Annotated in this window: 13 protein-coding genes; 11 read left to right on the top strand and 2 right to left on the bottom strand. The window is 41.4% G+C overall.

The genetic code is table 11. The features are described from left to right. The first annotated feature begins 63 nt into the window (after positions 1-63). The 3 genes from ACESMA_RS02605 to ACESMA_RS02595 all read left to right on the top strand — a co-directional run bounded on the left by ACESMA_RS02605 (position 64) and on the right by ACESMA_RS02595 (position 3,225). On the top strand, positions 64-1,644 hold the full coding sequence (locus ACESMA_RS02605) for a beta-N-acetylhexosaminidase (RefSeq protein ID WP_372947201.1): 1,581 nt from the start codon (positions 64-66) through the stop codon (positions 1,642-1,644). Between the two features lie 58 nt (positions 1,645-1,702). Then, positions 1,703-1,969, top strand: coding sequence for a transporter suffix domain-containing protein (locus tag ACESMA_RS02600; protein WP_372947200.1), 267 nt, complete (start codon positions 1,703-1,705; stop codon positions 1,967-1,969). 98 nt (positions 1,970-2,067) lie between these two features. Beyond that, complete coding sequence (locus ACESMA_RS02595) at positions 2,068-3,225, top strand: formylglycine-generating enzyme family protein (protein WP_372947199.1); 1,158 nt, start codon at positions 2,068-2,070, stop codon at positions 3,223-3,225. Between the two features lie 56 nt (positions 3,226-3,281). On the opposite strand, the gene ACESMA_RS02590 is transcribed toward ACESMA_RS02595, so the two are convergent. Continuing rightward, entirely contained in the window at positions 3,282-3,875 is a 594-nt protein-coding gene (locus ACESMA_RS02590; protein WP_372947198.1) for a porin family protein, read from the bottom strand. A 210-nt stretch (positions 3,876-4,085) separates the two neighbouring features. Between ACESMA_RS02590 and ACESMA_RS02585 the strand changes: the two genes are divergently transcribed. The 6 genes from ACESMA_RS02585 (at position 4,086) to ACESMA_RS02560 (ending at position 12,249) form a co-directional block, all read left to right on the top strand. Next, positions 4,086-4,862, top strand: coding sequence for an NIPSNAP family protein (locus tag ACESMA_RS02585; protein WP_372947197.1), 777 nt, complete (start codon positions 4,086-4,088; stop codon positions 4,860-4,862). Between the two features lie 20 nt (positions 4,863-4,882). Beyond that, complete coding sequence (locus ACESMA_RS02580) at positions 4,883-6,895, top strand: M14 family metallopeptidase (RefSeq protein ID WP_372947196.1); 2,013 nt, start codon at positions 4,883-4,885, stop codon at positions 6,893-6,895. 2 nt (positions 6,896-6,897) lie between these two features. After that, entirely contained in the window at positions 6,898-8,634 is a 1,737-nt protein-coding gene (locus ACESMA_RS02575; RefSeq protein ID WP_372947195.1) for a M14 family metallopeptidase, read from the top strand. A 6-nt stretch (positions 8,635-8,640) separates the two neighbouring features. Further along, entirely contained in the window at positions 8,641-9,690 is a 1,050-nt protein-coding gene (locus ACESMA_RS02570) for a galactitol-1-phosphate 5-dehydrogenase (protein ID WP_372947194.1), read from the top strand. Continuing rightward, complete coding sequence (locus ACESMA_RS02565; protein WP_372947193.1) at positions 9,687-10,460, top strand: cupin domain-containing protein; 774 nt, start codon at positions 9,687-9,689, stop codon at positions 10,458-10,460. The genes ACESMA_RS02570 and ACESMA_RS02565 overlap by 4 nt, the downstream gene beginning before the upstream one ends. A gap of 64 nt (positions 10,461-10,524) precedes the next feature. Continuing rightward, positions 10,525-12,249 (top strand): DUF5060 domain-containing protein, encoded by a 1,725-nt coding sequence (locus tag ACESMA_RS02560; protein WP_372947192.1) that lies wholly within the window; start codon positions 10,525-10,527, stop codon positions 12,247-12,249. 37 nt (positions 12,250-12,286) lie between these two features. On the opposite strand, the gene ACESMA_RS02555 is transcribed toward ACESMA_RS02560, so the two are convergent. Further along, the gene (locus ACESMA_RS02555; protein ID WP_372947191.1) at positions 12,287-13,960 is read right to left on the bottom strand and encodes a M20/M25/M40 family metallo-hydrolase; all 1,674 of its coding nucleotides are present in this window, start codon (positions 13,958-13,960) and stop codon (positions 12,287-12,289) included. A gap of 482 nt (positions 13,961-14,442) precedes the next feature. Between ACESMA_RS02555 and ACESMA_RS02550 the strand changes: the two genes are divergently transcribed. Together ACESMA_RS02550 and ACESMA_RS02545 are read left to right on the top strand one after the other, a co-directional pair. Then, the gene (locus ACESMA_RS02550) at positions 14,443-15,138 is read left to right on the top strand and encodes a hypothetical protein (protein ID WP_372947190.1); all 696 of its coding nucleotides are present in this window, start codon (positions 14,443-14,445) and stop codon (positions 15,136-15,138) included. A 45-nt stretch (positions 15,139-15,183) separates the two neighbouring features. Further along, positions 15,184-16,029, top strand: coding sequence for an ATP cone domain-containing protein (locus ACESMA_RS02545; RefSeq protein ID WP_372947189.1), 846 nt, complete (start codon positions 15,184-15,186; stop codon positions 16,027-16,029). The last annotated feature ends 40 nt before the right edge of the window (positions 16,030-16,069 follow it).

The raw sequence follows: 16,069 nt of genomic DNA, 5'->3' as shown, positions 1-16,069 counted from the left end.
CAGATTTAAAATTTTTACTACAAAGAGGATTTTTCCATTCTGTAAAATCTTAAAAACCAGAAGATGAAATTCATTGGCTACTTTATGCTGTTATTTATTTTAGGTTGTTCTGTGGAAAAACCGGAACCAACCCCGATTAACGTTATTCCACTGCCCAACGAAATGGCTTACAGAAAGGGTGCATTCAAAATTAAAAAAGAATTAACCCTCCATTTTAACGACGAAACGATAGAGAAGACTGCCCTGATTTTTACTTCCCAAATGGCGGAAGTTCTTCCGGTTCAGCTTACAAAAGATGAAAAAGCAGACATCAAAATTATTTTGCAACAACCCCTTAATAAAAGTGAATTTTACGAGCTTGAAACAACGAAAAAACAAATTACAATTAAAGCCAATTCGGTGGAGGGCATTTTTAACGGGCTGCAAACTTTGAGGCAAATACTGCTTTTTGCTGAATCAGAAAATGGTAGTCTTGAGATTTCGGTTATTACCCTCAGGGATCAACCGCGTTTTAAGTGGCGTGGAATTATGCTCGACGAATCGCGTCATTTTTTTGGAGCCCAAAAAGTAAAGGAATTACTCGATTTAATGGCATTGCACAAACTTAACATCTTTCACTGGCACTTAACCGATGTGCCGGGTTGGCGAATCGAAATAAAAAAGTACCCAAAATTAACCGAAGTTGGTGGAATCGGAAATCATTCAAATCCGGATGCTCCTGCTGCATTTTACACGCAGGATGAAATTAAGGAAATTGTGGAATATGCTGCTGAACGAAATATCGAAATTATCCCTGAAATTGATATGCCGGGACATGCAGCCGCTGCCAACCGGGCTTATCCTGAGTTTTCAGGAGGCGGTTCTGAAAGGTATCCGGAATTTACGTTTAATCCGGGAAAGGAAGAAACATACGCTTATCTAACCGACATTCTTAGAGAAGTTGCCGCGCTTTTCCCTTCCAGGTACATTCATTTGGGCGGAGATGAAGTGCATTTTGGCAACGAAAGCTGGAACACGAATTCTGATGTGCAACGTTTGATGAAACAGCATCATTTCAGCGACTTAAAAGAAGTTGAAAGTTATTTTGTGCACCGAATGGCCGATTCGATTCAAATGCTGGGAAAAACAGTTATTGGCTGGGACGAAATTGTCGATCACGGATTGAGTCCTGAAAATTCGCTGGTAATGTGGTGGAGGCACAATTTACCCGAAAAACTTGAGGCAGCGCTCAACCAAAACTTTTCTACGGTGCTTTGTCCAAGAATTCCGTTGTATTTCGATTTTGTTCAGCACGAATCGCATAAAACTGGCCGACGTTGGGCCGGAGCTTTCAGTCCGCCCGAACTGGTTTATCAATTTCCACCCGACACTTTACCCGGATTTTCAACACATTATGAACAAATTATTGGGATTCAGGCAAACCTGTGGACGGAACAATTTTCAGATAACCAACAATTCGATTTCATGATTCATCCCAGGCTTTCTGTGCTTGCCGAGGCAGCCTGGACCATCCCTGAAGTAAAAAATTACAACAATTTTAAAACACGGTTAAAACCAATGATAAATTATTTCGAATCGAAGGGCATTTATTATTTTAATCTTTTTGAACCGGAGTCCACCCCTGAACCGCAGGTAACTTTTTAAGCAGAACAATAGTTTCGTTTTCCGGTTATTATTGACAGAAATTTGACATCAATTTTGAATGAAAAAGAACTGGCAAATTAAACTAGGTATATTTTTAATGATTTTTTCAGGGGTATTTTTTGCGGCCACCCTACTCATTCCACTTTCCGATTTACCAACTAAAACCAAAGTGATAGGGTCAACTGTGAGTTTGATCCTCATGGAAATTGTGTTTTGGTCGGGCGGGTTACTCGTTGGAAAAGAATTATTTACCCGGTATAAAAAACAACTTAATCCGGTGAACTGGTTTAAAAAAAACCAATCCGATCCGGGAAATCATCAGTAAAATCTTAATGAAAATATTTCAATTATTTTGAAATTAAAAAAGAATAAAACATCTTTAAATCAAAATTTTTATTTCAGATTGATAATATGCCTTTCAAAATGATAAAAAATATATTCTCCATTTTTCCCTTGATTCTTATATTTTCCTGCCAGTCTTCAAAAAAGAATGACAATAATAAATCAACCCAAGAAGCAAATGTGCAGTCACAAGAATGTTGTGTCAGCGCGGTTCCCGATCGGTTTAATGGTTCATTAACAACCACCAACAGCGTTTTAACAGTAAATATTGATTCTTTAAAAAAAACAAATCCGGCTTTGGAAGAAATGCTTTTTATTCCAGGCGGTGTATTTAATATGGGAGCCCGCGATGCGCAATTTGCGCGGGAAGACGAATACCCCGTTCACCCCGTAAAAGTGAACAGCTTTTTTATGGACCCCCACCCTGTAACCAATGCCCAGTTTCAGAAATTTGTGGAAGAAACCGGGTATGTTACCACTGCCGAAAAAGACATTGACTGGAATGAATTCCGGAAACAACTTCCGCCCGGAACACCAAAACCCGACGATAGTTTATTAATGGCTTCTTCTCTTGTTTTCTCTCCACCGGCACATCGTGTAGACCTGAATGATGTTTCGCAATGGTGGACATGGATTCGCGGAGCAAGCTGGAAACATCCGCATGGCAGGGGAAGCAGCATTAAAGGAATTGAAAATTACCCGGTGGTGCATGTAAGTTGGGAAGATGCCAATGCATACGCAAAATGGGCTGGAAAAAGATTACCTACTGAAGCCGAATGGGAATATGCAGCCCGTGGCGGCCACGACGATTACGTTTATGCCTGGGGTTTTGAACGGGTGAATGAAGGAGCACCAAAGACAAATAGCTGGGACGGCGAATTTCCGGTTTACAACTCTGCACGCGATGGATATGAGCTTTTGTCTCCGGTAAAACAGTATGCACCAAACGAATATGGATTATATGATATGGCCGGTAATGTATGGGAATGGTGCGCCGATTTGTATCATCATGAATATTATAAAACATTTAATCCAGAGGAAGTTGCAGATAATCCGACCGGACCTTCAACTAGTTACGACCCCATGGAACCTAATGTGCAAAAAAGGGTAATCAGGGGCGGTTCATTTCTTTGTAATGATTCGTATTGTTCGGGGTACCGGGCTGCTGCCCGCATGAAAAGTACCGAAGACACCGGTATGTCTCACCTGGGGTTCCGGTGTGTTGTTTCAGCCGAATAACAATTCCTGAATAATCACTCCAAATCTCTTAAAGGTTGGGAAAAAGAATGACCTGATTATAAGATTTTAAATCCAAGAGTAATCATAAAGGTCTGGTTTTTACCGCTTAGATTCTCGGTGGGGTAAGAATAAAGATTGTTTGCTCCATGCTCCATACGGGCATCCAGAAAGAAATTCCAAAAATCAATCCCAACTCCATATTGATACCCATAATAATGATCTTTCAGATACTCTTTGGAAAAATCATCATGATCCTCAATATTCTTACTTGCCAAAAAGCTAAAAACCGGTCCGGCAATAATGTGCAAATTTGATCTTTCGCCATTAACAATATTAATCCCTAAAAGCAATGGAACATCAACATTGTTTAAATCAAATCTGGTTATACGTTCCGATATATTTGGACCCTTTTCCAGCACTTCACCCCCTTTGGCGCTAAAATACAATTCGGGCTGAAGATAAACATTGCCATAACCTACACGGGCAAATGCACCTACATGAGTTTTCAAAATCGATTCGGAAGTAAATTCACTTTTCCTGAATGTAACCTTCGAACTGTTTATCCCGCCCTTAATTCCTGCAGTCAGAAAAGGTTGTGCTGTTATCACAAGTGGTAACAAAAAAAACATTGAAATGATGAACTTTTTCATGGCTTCAAATTTTATTTAGAACGTTAATTTTATTTCTGAAGTATATTATTTATTCGTTTTTCAAATTCGCATTTATTTTTGCCGGTTGCTAAAATTCAAAACCTGTGCCATTTTACTTTCAAATTCTTCAGAATACAAAATTGTTGAAACCACATAAACAGCATTAAGAACAATAATTAGTATATTGCCATCAATAAAAAAACCTTAATAATGGAAAGAAGATCATTTTTGAAAAAATCAGCGGCAGCTACAGGAGCTGCCTTTGCAACCGGTAATTTGAGTGCCGGTTCTGTTCCACCTCCTGAAAAAGATTTTTACGAATTGAAAGTTTACCAATTTGCCGGAGGCGGCGGCGTAAACCAGTTAAAAAATTATTACACCGAGGCTGTTATTCCCTTTTTAAATAAACGGGGTGCAAAAGTTGGAGCTTTCGGCGAATACAGTCTGGAAGATCCGCCAAAACTATACATTCTTCATGCGCATAAAAGCCCGGCCGATTTCTGGGATGCTGTTCAGGCCATGAAAAACGACAAAACATACCTGGATGCGGCAAAAACTTATTTCGATCTTCCGGCCAGTCAACCGGTGTTTGAGCGCTACGAAACTTTTTTGATGGAAGCTTTCGATAGCATTCCGCAGTTAAAAACACCCGATAAAAGCCGGGGACTTTTAGAGCTGCGAACTTATGAGAGCTATAATGAAGACGCATTCCGACGGAAAGTAAAAATGTTTAATGTGGAGGAGCTTCCACTGTTTGAAAAGGTAGGTTTGCATCCGGTATTTTTTGGTGAACTCGTTGCCGGACGATTTATGCCGGCATTAACTTACATGTTGTGGTTTAAAGACATGGACGAAAGAACTGCAAACTGGGCTAAATTTGGTGCAAGCGAAGAGTGGAAAACTATGCGAACAAAGCCAGAATATGCTGATACAGTTAGCAAAGTGAAAAAAATATTCCTGACACCAATGGATTTCAGTCAAATATAATTTCACAAACAGATTATACTATGTTCGAAAAAACAATCCGTTATTTAGTTTTTTGCTTTTTTATTGCGCTAACGTTGATGAGTTATGCGCAAAACAGCACTTCCAATGGCAAATACCACAATGTAAAAGAAGTTCAGCAAACGCTGAAAGAATTACAACAAAAAAATGCCGGGAACACGCGGGTCCATACCATTGCAACCAGCCCCGGTGGCGAACCGGTTACTGTTTTGGAAATCGGAAGCAACCAAACCGGAGTTCCTGCTATTTTTGTAGGCGCCAATTTTGAAGGCAACATTCCAATTTCTACTGAAGGGGCATTGCGACTGGCAAAAATGCTAATCGATTCAGTGAGCTACACTTCAGCATTAAAGTGGTATATCATGCCAAATCCCAATCCCGATGCCGCCAAAGGTTTTTTTGCCGGTGTAAAATATAGCCGCACGATAAACGATTTCGAAATTAACAACGATGCCGATGAAGCCGTAAATGAAGATGGGTATGACGATTTGAACGGTGACGGGTACATTACCCAAATGCGTTTAAAAAGTCTGGATGGAACGCATATCGTTTCCAAAAACGACCCACGGATAATGGTACGTGCCGATGCCGGCAAAGGGGAACGGGGAGAGTACAAAATTTATTCAGAAGGAATTGACAACGATGGTGACGGACTCTTCAACGAAGATGGCGAAGGTGGAATCAATGTGGGAATTGCTTTTCCCCACCTTTTCCCGGCAAACAACAAGGAAGCAGGACTTTACCCGGGGCAAACTCCCGAAGTTTACGGGATTTTACGGTTTATTTTTGAACGGCCCGAAATTGCCATGGTTTACACGTTGGGAAGTTCCAACTTTTGCCTGGTTCCGCCCAAAGGAGGCCGAAAAGGAGAAGCAAATCTCGACCGGATAAAACTACCGGGACGCTATGCCCGCATGTTAAATGCCGATGAAAACCAGACCTATACAATGGATGAAGTCATTGAGATGGTAAAGGAAGTTGTACCCCCTGGAATGGAAGTCACCCCGTCGCTGGTAGCCGGAATGCTTGGTTTGGGAGCGGTTGTGAACCCGCAGGAAGATGATCTGAAGTTCTACTCAAAGTTTTCGGAAGAATATAAAGAATACCTGAAAGCAAAAAATTTCAGTATTGAAAATCTTGATCCTGAACCGGCCAAAGACGGCTCTTTCGAACTTTGGGCATATTATCATTTGGGTGTTCCTTCGTTCAGTATGAATCTGTTTTCTGTTCCAAAAGTGAAAGAAGAAAAAAGTGAAGAAGATAATTCACTTTCCCTGGAAGAGGTTGAAAAAATGGAAGCAGAAGCATTTGTTGCAATGGGTGAAGAAAAAATAGCAACTTTTTTAAAAGCCAATAATGCACCCGACCGATTTACGGCAAAAGGAATTATCGAAATGATGGAGTCTGGGAAATTATCTCCGAAACAGATGGCCGGAATGATGAAAAATATGCCGAAACAGGAAAAGGAAGGCGAACCCAGCGAAAAGGAAAAAGCCTTGCTGGCCTGGTCTGAAAAGGAATGGGATGGAAAAGGATTTGTGGAATGGCAAAAATTTCAGCACTCCGATTTAGGCGAAGTTGAAATAGGCGGATTTGTTCCATACCTGGAATCCACGCCAAAACCGGAACTCGTTGATTCGTTGCTTGCGGTTCAGCTCCCCTGGCTGCTGCATCTCACAAAAAAAATGCCCGAAATTTCTTTTACCAAAGAGGAATTAACCGAATTGGGTTCAGGAGTTTACAAGCTGGAACTGTTTATTGAAAACAATGGAACACTTTCCTATCCAATTGCAATGGGTCAGCGAAACAGTCAACCTGCACCGGTGGTTGTGGTTCTGGAGGGTGATTTTGAAATTCTTGAAGGAACCGCCCGAACCTCGGTTGGCAGTATTGGCGGAAATCAGGTTCGAAAACTCACCTGGTTGGTGAAAGCCGGTAAAAGAGCCGTAATTTCAGCCAAACTGGAGTCGGCTGTTTTCGGTGAAAAAGTGAAACAAATAAAAATCGGAGGGTAATCATGAAACAATTATCAATAATAATATTGCTGGTTTCCCTGGCTTTTTCAGGTTATCCGGCAGACAAAGGAAAAATAGAAGTTCCATTGCGGTTCGACAGGTATTACAATTTGGCCGAAGTAGAAGAAGCACTTCGGGCATTGCATCAGGCCTTTCCAAAACTGACCAAACTGGATGTGGTTGGGAAAAGTGAGGAAGGACGCGAAATTTATGCCCTCACCATCAACAATCCTGATACCGGAAACGAACTCGAAAAGCCCGGCGTTTATGTAGATGGAAATATTCACGGCAACGAAATTCAGGCAGGCGAGGTTTGCCTTTATTACGCGAACATGCTGCTCACCAAATACGGAGAAAATGAACAAATTACAAATGCGGTGGATAAAAATGCACACTACATTATTCCGGTGGTGAACGTGGACGGACGGTATTACTTTTTTGAGGAAGGAAATACGCCCAGCACCAACCGTAGCATCCGGGTGCCTTATGACGACGATGGCGACGGGCTTTTCGACGAGGATGGCCCGGATGATTTGGACGGCGATGGTAACATCACACAAATGCGAATTAAAGATCCGCACGGCCAATACAAACCCGACCCGGAAGACCCGCGCATTATGGTACGTGTAAAACCCGGGGAAAAAGGGGAATACACGCTACTTGGATATGAAGGGATTGATAACGATGGCGATGGTCGGTTAAACGAAGATACTGAAGGTTACCTCGACCCCAACCGCAACTGGGGAAGTAGCTGGATGCCGCCTTATGTGCAACGGGGAGCCGGAGATTTTCCACTTTCGGGAACAGGACTGAAAGCCATTGCAGATTACATTGCAGCCCGCCCGAACATCATCGTTGGATATGCTTTTCACAATACCGGCGGAATGTGGCTGCGTGCACCGGCCGATAAATCGATTCGCCTCGATCCTTCTGATATCGCTGCTTTTGACGTGGTTGGAAACGAAGCCCTGAAAATGACTCCCGGTTATGTTTACCACGCCTCACACGAACTTTATCCAACCTACGGCGATTTCACCACGCATTTGTATTTTATTAATGGAATACTTGGCTTTGTGGGTGAATTGTTTATGCGCAACCAGGAAACTTTCAGGTCAAAAAATGAAAGTCAGAAACAGGATGACCTTGACTTTTCAGGGCGCGGCGGTTCATCTGACCGCAATCGTGAATTGTTGCAGTTTAACGACTTCCTGACCCAGGGAGAATTATATAAAGACTGGGAGAAATTCGATCACCCGCAATTTGGAGAAATCGAAATCGGAGGCTGGGTGAAAATGAGTTCGAGACTCCCCCACCCGTTTATGCTGCCCGATTTGGTTCACCGGAACGCCTCTGTTGTTTTACATTCGGCACAGCACACTCCTGAAATTGAAATGGAAGTTTATGACGTAAAAAAACTGGACGGTAATCTGAACCGGGTGAGAGTCAGGTTGGAAAACAAAAAAGGCCTGCCAGCTATGACTGCCCATGCATTTAAAACCAAATTATATGAACTGGACAGGTTGATGGTGAATGGAGCAAAAGTAGTTGCAGGTGGAAAAATTACCGATAAATATTTTGAAAAGGTAAGTTACAAAGAGAAAAAACCTGAAATTCAATTTCTTGCAATTCCCGGCTACGGGGTTGTAGAATATGAATTTTTAATTGAAGGCAAAGGCGATGTCACATTCAGCTTTGAATCGCAAAAAGCCCAAAATGTAACGGCATCTGTAAAACTTTAATATTTTATGAAGGCACTTGTTCTCGATAAATACATTGAACTCAATTACCGCGATTTTCCCGAGCCTGAAATTCAGCCTGATGAAGTGTTGATTGAAGTGAAAGCATGCGGAATTTGCGGTAGCGATGTTCACGGAATGGACGGCAGCACAGGTCGCCGAAAACCACCACTGGTTATGGGACACGAAGCATCCGGAGTAATTCTCGGAACAGGTGCTGAAGTAAAAAACTGGCAAGCGGGCGATCGCGTAACATTCGATTCCACCGTCTATCCGCTTAACGACTGGTTTACACTGAAGGGACATTACAACCTGAGCGATAACCGCCAGGTACTGGGTGTTTCTCCCGGCGAATACCGCCGGCACGGGGCTTTTGCAGAAAAGGTGGCTGTTCCGCAACACATCCTCCACCGGGTTCCCGACGGGGTTTCGTTTGAGGAAGCGGCCATGGTGGAGCCCATTGCCGTGGCTGCCCATGCCATCAATGTTTCGGGGCTGAAACCAGGAAGCAGCGCCTTGGTGGTTGGCGCCGGAATGGTTGGCGTTTTTGTGGTGCAACTGCTCAAACTTTTTGGCGCCAATCCGGTGATAGCAGTAGATATTGACGACAAAAAACTGGAGCTGGCAAAGAAATTCGGTGCAGATTTCACCTTCAATTCAAAAGAAAAAAACAACACTGAAAAAATTTTGGAACTAACCAAAAACCGGGGCGCAGACTTTGCCTTTGAAGTGGTTGGTATTGCCGAAACCGTGCAAATTTGTGTTGAAAACACCCGAAAGGGAGGAACGGTTGTTTTGGTGGGAAACCTTTCGCCGCAAATTCAATTTCCTTTACAACAAGTGGTTACACGTGAAATTACCGTTCAGGGAAGTTGTGCCATAAACGGGGAATATGAATTGGTGCTCGACCTGCTGGCAAACAAAAAGGTGGACGTTAAAGCGCATATTTCTGCTGTTGCGCCGCTTTCCGAAGGAGCGGACTGGTTCAAACGGCTTTATAACAAAGAGCCCGGATTAAATAAAGTCATTTTAATACCTGACAAAAATTTGAAAGCATGAAACTCATTTTATTATTGGTATTTATGTTCCCGGCATTCAATTTTCCGAATGAAAATCTGGAAAAAATCAACACTTCGGTTTTCGATTGGGAAAAAATGAAAGTGGAAAAAACCAAATCTGGTGAACGCCGGCAGATTCTGGAAGGAAAAACGAATGTGTTCGACTATTTCGAAATTCATGTGACCACTTTAAGTCCCGGCAACGCGCCACACGGAAGCCATGTTCATGCCGACATGGAAGAACTTATTATTGTGAAGGAAGGACTGGTTGAACAAAGTATTAACAGCGATAAAAAAATATTGGGCCCGGGAAGTGTCGTTCTGGCTTTGCCCGGCGACGATCATGGATTAAGGAATGCAGGCGACACAGAAGCTTCGTATTATATTATCCGTTGGAAAACGAATCAGAAAAACAAACTCATACAAACAGAAAAGACAGGAAGTTCTGATTTTTACAACTGGGAGGATATTGAATTCCAACCCACAGCAAAAGGTGGAAAACGACAATTTATGGATCGCCCGACGGTTTTGCTCGAAAATCTGGAGATGCATGTTACCACTTTGAATGAGGGAATTATGAGCCATGAAGAACATGTTCATGCAAACGAGGAAATTATCCTGGTTATTAAGGGCGAAGTAGAAGAATCAATTGACGGAATTCCACACCGTTTGGGTCCGGGTTCGCTTATCTTTTTAACCGATAATGTTCCGCACGGAATAAAAAATGCCGGAAAAAGACAGTGTGAATATTTTGCTTTTAAATGGAAATAGTTGTTCCCGATACTGTTTTATTTCACTCAAAATAAAAATCATATAATCTTTTAATCTGTTCAAATTGAATAAACACTCTGCAAAAAGATTTCAATTATTCCAAATACTTTCCGTTTTTCTGATTCTGTTTTTTATTCTGAATTACTCTGCTTTTGGAAATGATAATTTTCAAACTAAAGTTCCCGAAATTACGGTTTCCAAAGTGAACAGCACCACAATTAAAAAATACGAGAAGTTTGAAATCCGGCTCGAAATGCAGAATGTGACCTATGAAAATCCATTCGATCCTGAAGAAATTGATCTGTATGCCATTTTTCAATCTCCTTCGGGAAAAGAAATAAGAATAAACGGTTTTTACGATAATTACGAAGACGCCAACCATTGGAAAATCCGTTTTTCGCCCAATGAAACAGGCGCATACAACTACCAGGTTTTTGTGGAAAATAACGGCAAAAAAGGGAATTCTGACTCCCGAACTTTTGAGGTAGTAAATTCGGAACACAGTGGCTGGATAAAACAATCGGAGGTGAATCCGCGCTATTTTGCGTACGACGACGGCTCCACTTATTTTGCCGTGGGTGTTTACTCCCCCTGGCGAAACAACCAGGAGCGATTCGACAGGTACAAAGAACACAACGCCAACTTTTTTGCCATCTGGGATATTGGTTATGGCGGGTTTGTAAATGGTACCGGAATTATAGAGGAAGAACTGGGACGGTACAATCAGCTTAAATGTGGGCGGATTGATTCCATGCTGACGATTTTTGAACAAAACGACATCAAACTCATGTATGCCATCTGGCCGCACGATTTGTTTTCGGAAACCGTTTGGGCTGCTGAGTGGGACAAAAATCCTTTCCGCCATTTAATTGATGTTGCTGATGTGTATAAAGATTCGCTGGTTTGGGAATATCAAAAGAAGAAGTACCGCTACCTGATTGCCCGGTATGCCCATAGCCGCAGTTGGGGAATCTGGGAGCTGATAAACGAAATGAACGGAACCGACGGCTGGGCGCAGGGCCGGCACCAGGAAGCATTCGACTGGGTGGCCAAAGCGCAAAAATATTTCACCAAAAACGATCCGTACGGCCACCCGATGACTGCTTCGTTCAGCGGTGGTTTTGACCAATACCGGGAACAACTTCATGAAATTATTGATGTACCCAACCTGCACCTTTATCCGCGACAGGGCTGGGAATTGAAATATCCCGAAGATTCGCTGCGCAGCGCCATGTACAACTATGCCTGGGCTGCCCGCAGGTTTTACGACAACTTTGAAAAACCATCCATTTTTGGAGAATCGGGCGCAGAGTGGGAATATTTTAAACGAAACGATGACCGGTACCAGGAAGTTTATCACAATGCCATCTGGGCTTCGCTGACAAACGGTCTGGCCGGAATTCCCGTTTGGTGGGATTATACTTTTCTGACCCAACAGGACTGGGAACAGTTGAACCACCTGGCCGGTTTTGTGGCCGACATTGATTTTGCCCATCTCCCGTTTGAACCGGCTGATGCTACCGCCGATGGTGCCGATATTTATGTGATGGACGCCGGAAAAGATTGTTTCGGTTGGATGCGCTCTTATTCAAAGGATAATGCAGAAGGAACAGAAATCTCTCTTTCCAAAAAAGGAAAGGGTAATTTTGAGGTTTCCTGGTTCGATGCCTGGAATGGAAAATGGATAAAAACGGAAAAAGTTAAAGTTAAAAACGGAAAGCTGATTTTAACTGCACCAAAAACGGAAACCGCTCAAAACGATATCGCTTTTAAAATCAGGAAGGATTAATTCGGAATTTTATTCAAGTTTGAACCACTGTGATAAACTAATCCTGCGGCTTCAGGTATTCATCGCTGGTGGCAAATTCCCAGGTATTCAGGAAACCAAGTTTGATAATATTTATCATTTTCGCCCAGTTGATTTTAGACAGTTCATCCGAAGGCAAATGGTAGTCGGGATGCATGGCAGCCATAAAATAGAAAATGGGAATATCTTCCTGAGCAAACGGAGCATGGTCGCTCCCGCCAGCCGGTAGTTCGGATGCCCGGTAAGACAAATCGAGATTAATATCAAAATCCTGAATATGTTTTTTGGTCAATTTTTCAATTCCGGCGTTGGCTTTGGTGTAAGTCATCATGGCTTTATTTTTATGAATATCGTCATGAGCATCGCGGGCAATCATATCGTAGTTCAGGTTTAAAACTATATCCATATTCTCCTTTACAGCTTCGCGAACAAAATACCTGGAGCCCCACAATCCTTTCTCTTCGCCCGTCCATGCAGCGAAAATTATAGTTTTTTCAGGTTTCTTGCCGGTAGCTTTAAAAGCTTTGGCAATGGTCATCACTCCAACGGTACCTGAGGCATTATCGTCGGCACCGTTCCAAATCCAGCCGTTGTATTTTCCCACATGGTCGTAATGGGCACCCACCACAATAAACTCATCTTGCTTTTCGCCCTCAATCATTCCCAAAACATTCCGTGCTTTAACAATTCGCGAATCAACCGTAGTTTTAAAAGCCATTTGTTTTCCGGGAATTTCACTTGATGCCGGTTTCATTTTATCTTTTGCATTTTCCTCAAATTTTTCAAAACTGATTGATGTTCCGGAAATCAGTTCACCGGCCAGTCGTTTCGATACTGTAAATACAGGAAGATCAGAAGAAAGCGAATCTCCGGGAAGTGTCATCCTGTTGTCATAATAAGTTGGAAAAGGCTCGTCGGCTTCGAAGTAATCGCCTTTAACCGGGTAAATCCTGTTCTCTGCCCACGAAATTGAAAGATCATTTTCAGTATCAACCCGGATTACAGCCACAGCACCGGCTTTGCTCAAATTTTCAATTTTGTTGCGTTCCAGTCCGTATTGCGCATACCGACCAACCGGAGCAAATTTTTCGAATGCAACAGATGCGGAATCTTTATGACCCGGAAAACCGGCAAGAATAACGGCAACTTTTCCTTTCAGTTCCAGTTTATTCAAATCATCATAATTTTCCTTTTCATTTTTAAAACCATACCCGGCAAACACCAAACCAGCTTTACCCGAACGCCCAACTGTTCCGGGAGTTACATAAAAATCTGTTTTAAAATTAAAATCAACGGCACTTTCATTATTATTTCCGGTAGCAATAACCGAAAGAAACTGATCTTCTCCCGGTGAGTATTCCAGCAAACTGAAATTTTGAAAAAAAGTTTTTTCGGTGGTCACCATTTTTCCTTCCATTCTTTCTTTTCTGGACGGAACAATATATTCCGTATCGCCAAAAGGTTCGATGCCGTAAATTTTAAAAACCGATGCAATATAATCAGCCGCCAGATAGGCCCCTTTTGTTCCTACTCCCCTGCCCTCGGTCCAGTCTGAAGCCAAAAATTCGAGTTGTCCTTTAACAGCCGATTCAGAAATAGCATCAAGCCCTTTCTGCGCATCGGTTTGAGCTTCAGCAATAAACAAAGCAGAAAACAAAACTGCTGATGTAAAAATGTATCTTAGGTATTTCATTGTAAAATTTTAATTTATTGTTATTTAGATATTTCTGAATTCCTGTTTTATTTGGAATCGTAATAATACAAATAACTTTTTATTCCATTGAAAAATTCCGGTATTGTGGTTAAAAATTTTAACAAACCCGATAGAAAACCGAACCTTTTGGGGTGTACGACAAATTCCACGTTTTAAATCACAAAACAAACAATCAATTTTTTACACCGGTGCTTTAGCCCGGTGTTTTTCTTTTTCGTAGTCTTATTCGGCTTTAGCATTTAATTCTCTTAATGGCTAAAGCCCTTTTGTTTTTGATATCTCTATTCACCGGGCTAAAGCCACGGTGTAAAAAATCCGTTTTTACGAAAGCATATAAAAATATGGAATTGGTAGTACACTGAACCTTTTGTAAAACATATTTTTCATTTGGCTTTTGGTGTAACTTTATATAAAAATGAAAGTAGAATCAATAAACTTCTGTTCAATTAAAATCAACTGTCATGGAATCAGAAAAAATACTTAAAGTTTGCGGCTCCATCACCAAAAAAGAATCTCTGGCTTTAATAACCAGCAACATACTGGAAAACACTGTTGTAGCTGAGGCTGATATGCCTTATTCCAACTATTACGGGAGAATTCCGGATAAACCTCAGCCCAATTCTCTTTTTTTGTTTACCGAAGGGTTTTATACGTTGGAAGAAGCATTAAGGCTGACACAAAACATCGATATTTGCGCTAAAAACAAAGTGAATACAGCCAGTGCAATCTTTCTGCACCAAGGGCATCACATTCCTGCCATCCGAATCAGAAACTTTCCCGATTATCAACATTTAAAAATGCTGCAGGAATGTTATATTAAATTAGGAGTAAAATTTGCCCGGAAGGTTCAACTTGAAAAAGAAGCAGTAGTTACCGTGAGTAAATGCTTTTTTCTTGAAGATAAAGGAGATGGTATATTTTTTGATAAACAGGAAAAGCATGAAGGATACATCAATTTGCCCAAACGTCCGGAATTGTCTAAGTTTGAAAAATTAATGGAAAAAGTAAAAAACAACAGCGATTGTTTGTTTTTCGATGGGGCCATTGGTGGGTTAATCATTGATGGAAAAGTGCAGGATATAATGCGCGTTTATTCCGAACACCTTGATCTCAAAATGCTTACATGCATAAAAACAGAAGTATTAAAATGGATTTAGAGGAAATGATTTATGGAAAAACGCGTTTTCAGTACAATAAATAATATGATAAAAGAAGATAATAAAGTAGTCACCATAAAAAAAGCATCTGGCGAAGAAGAACCTTTTAGTGTTAACAAGCTAAAACAATCGTTACGAAATGCCGGAGCTGATGAAGAAATCATTGAACAGGTTGCGGAAGATGTAAACTCTTGGATTTACGATGGCGTTACTACTGCAAAAATTTATGGCCGGGCTTTTTCACTGCTACGAAAAAAGAAAAGCTACACTGCATCGCGATACAAGTTAAAAAAAGCCATTATGGAGTTGGGCCCCACCGGATTTCCTTTTGAGCACTTTATTGGAAAAATTTTGGAAGTTCAGGGTTTTAAAACAGAAGTAGGCCAGGTTGTAAACGGAAAATGTGTCACCCACGAGGTAGATGTAATTGCCACTCAGGACAAAAATCAATATTTTGTTGAATGTAAATACGGAACTTCACAGGGTAAGATTTTCAGCGTTCAAATACCGCTTTATATCCGAAGCCGCGTAAACGATATTATTGATAAAAGAAAAGAAGACGACAGGTTCAAAGACTTTACTTTTCATGGATGGGTGGTAACCAACACCCGCTTTTCAACCGATGCCATCAATTATGGAACCTGTAGTGGCCTTCATCTTCTCAGTTGGGATTACCCTGCACAAAACGGCCTTAAAGATTTGATCGACCGCGATAAAATTTTCCCAATAACAGTACTGCATAATCTTACAATAGCACAAAAACAGCAACTTATGGAAAAAGGTATTGTTATTTGCAAGCAGATAAGCGAAAATCCTGAAGTACTTGAACCTTTTCAAATAAAACCAAGAAAATTAAACAGTTTAAGGAAAGAAATCAGCGACTTGTCCTAAAATTCAGTAAGATTGCTTTTGGGAAATTTGGCAAACATGT

Origin of the sequence: Mariniphaga sp. (assembly GCF_041687215.1) — a bacterium.
Taxonomy (GTDB): Bacteria; Bacteroidota; Bacteroidia; order Bacteroidales; family Prolixibacteraceae; genus Mariniphaga.
The sequence above is the reverse complement of the archived record's forward strand: the minus strand, read 5'-3'. Positions and strand labels throughout refer to the sequence as shown.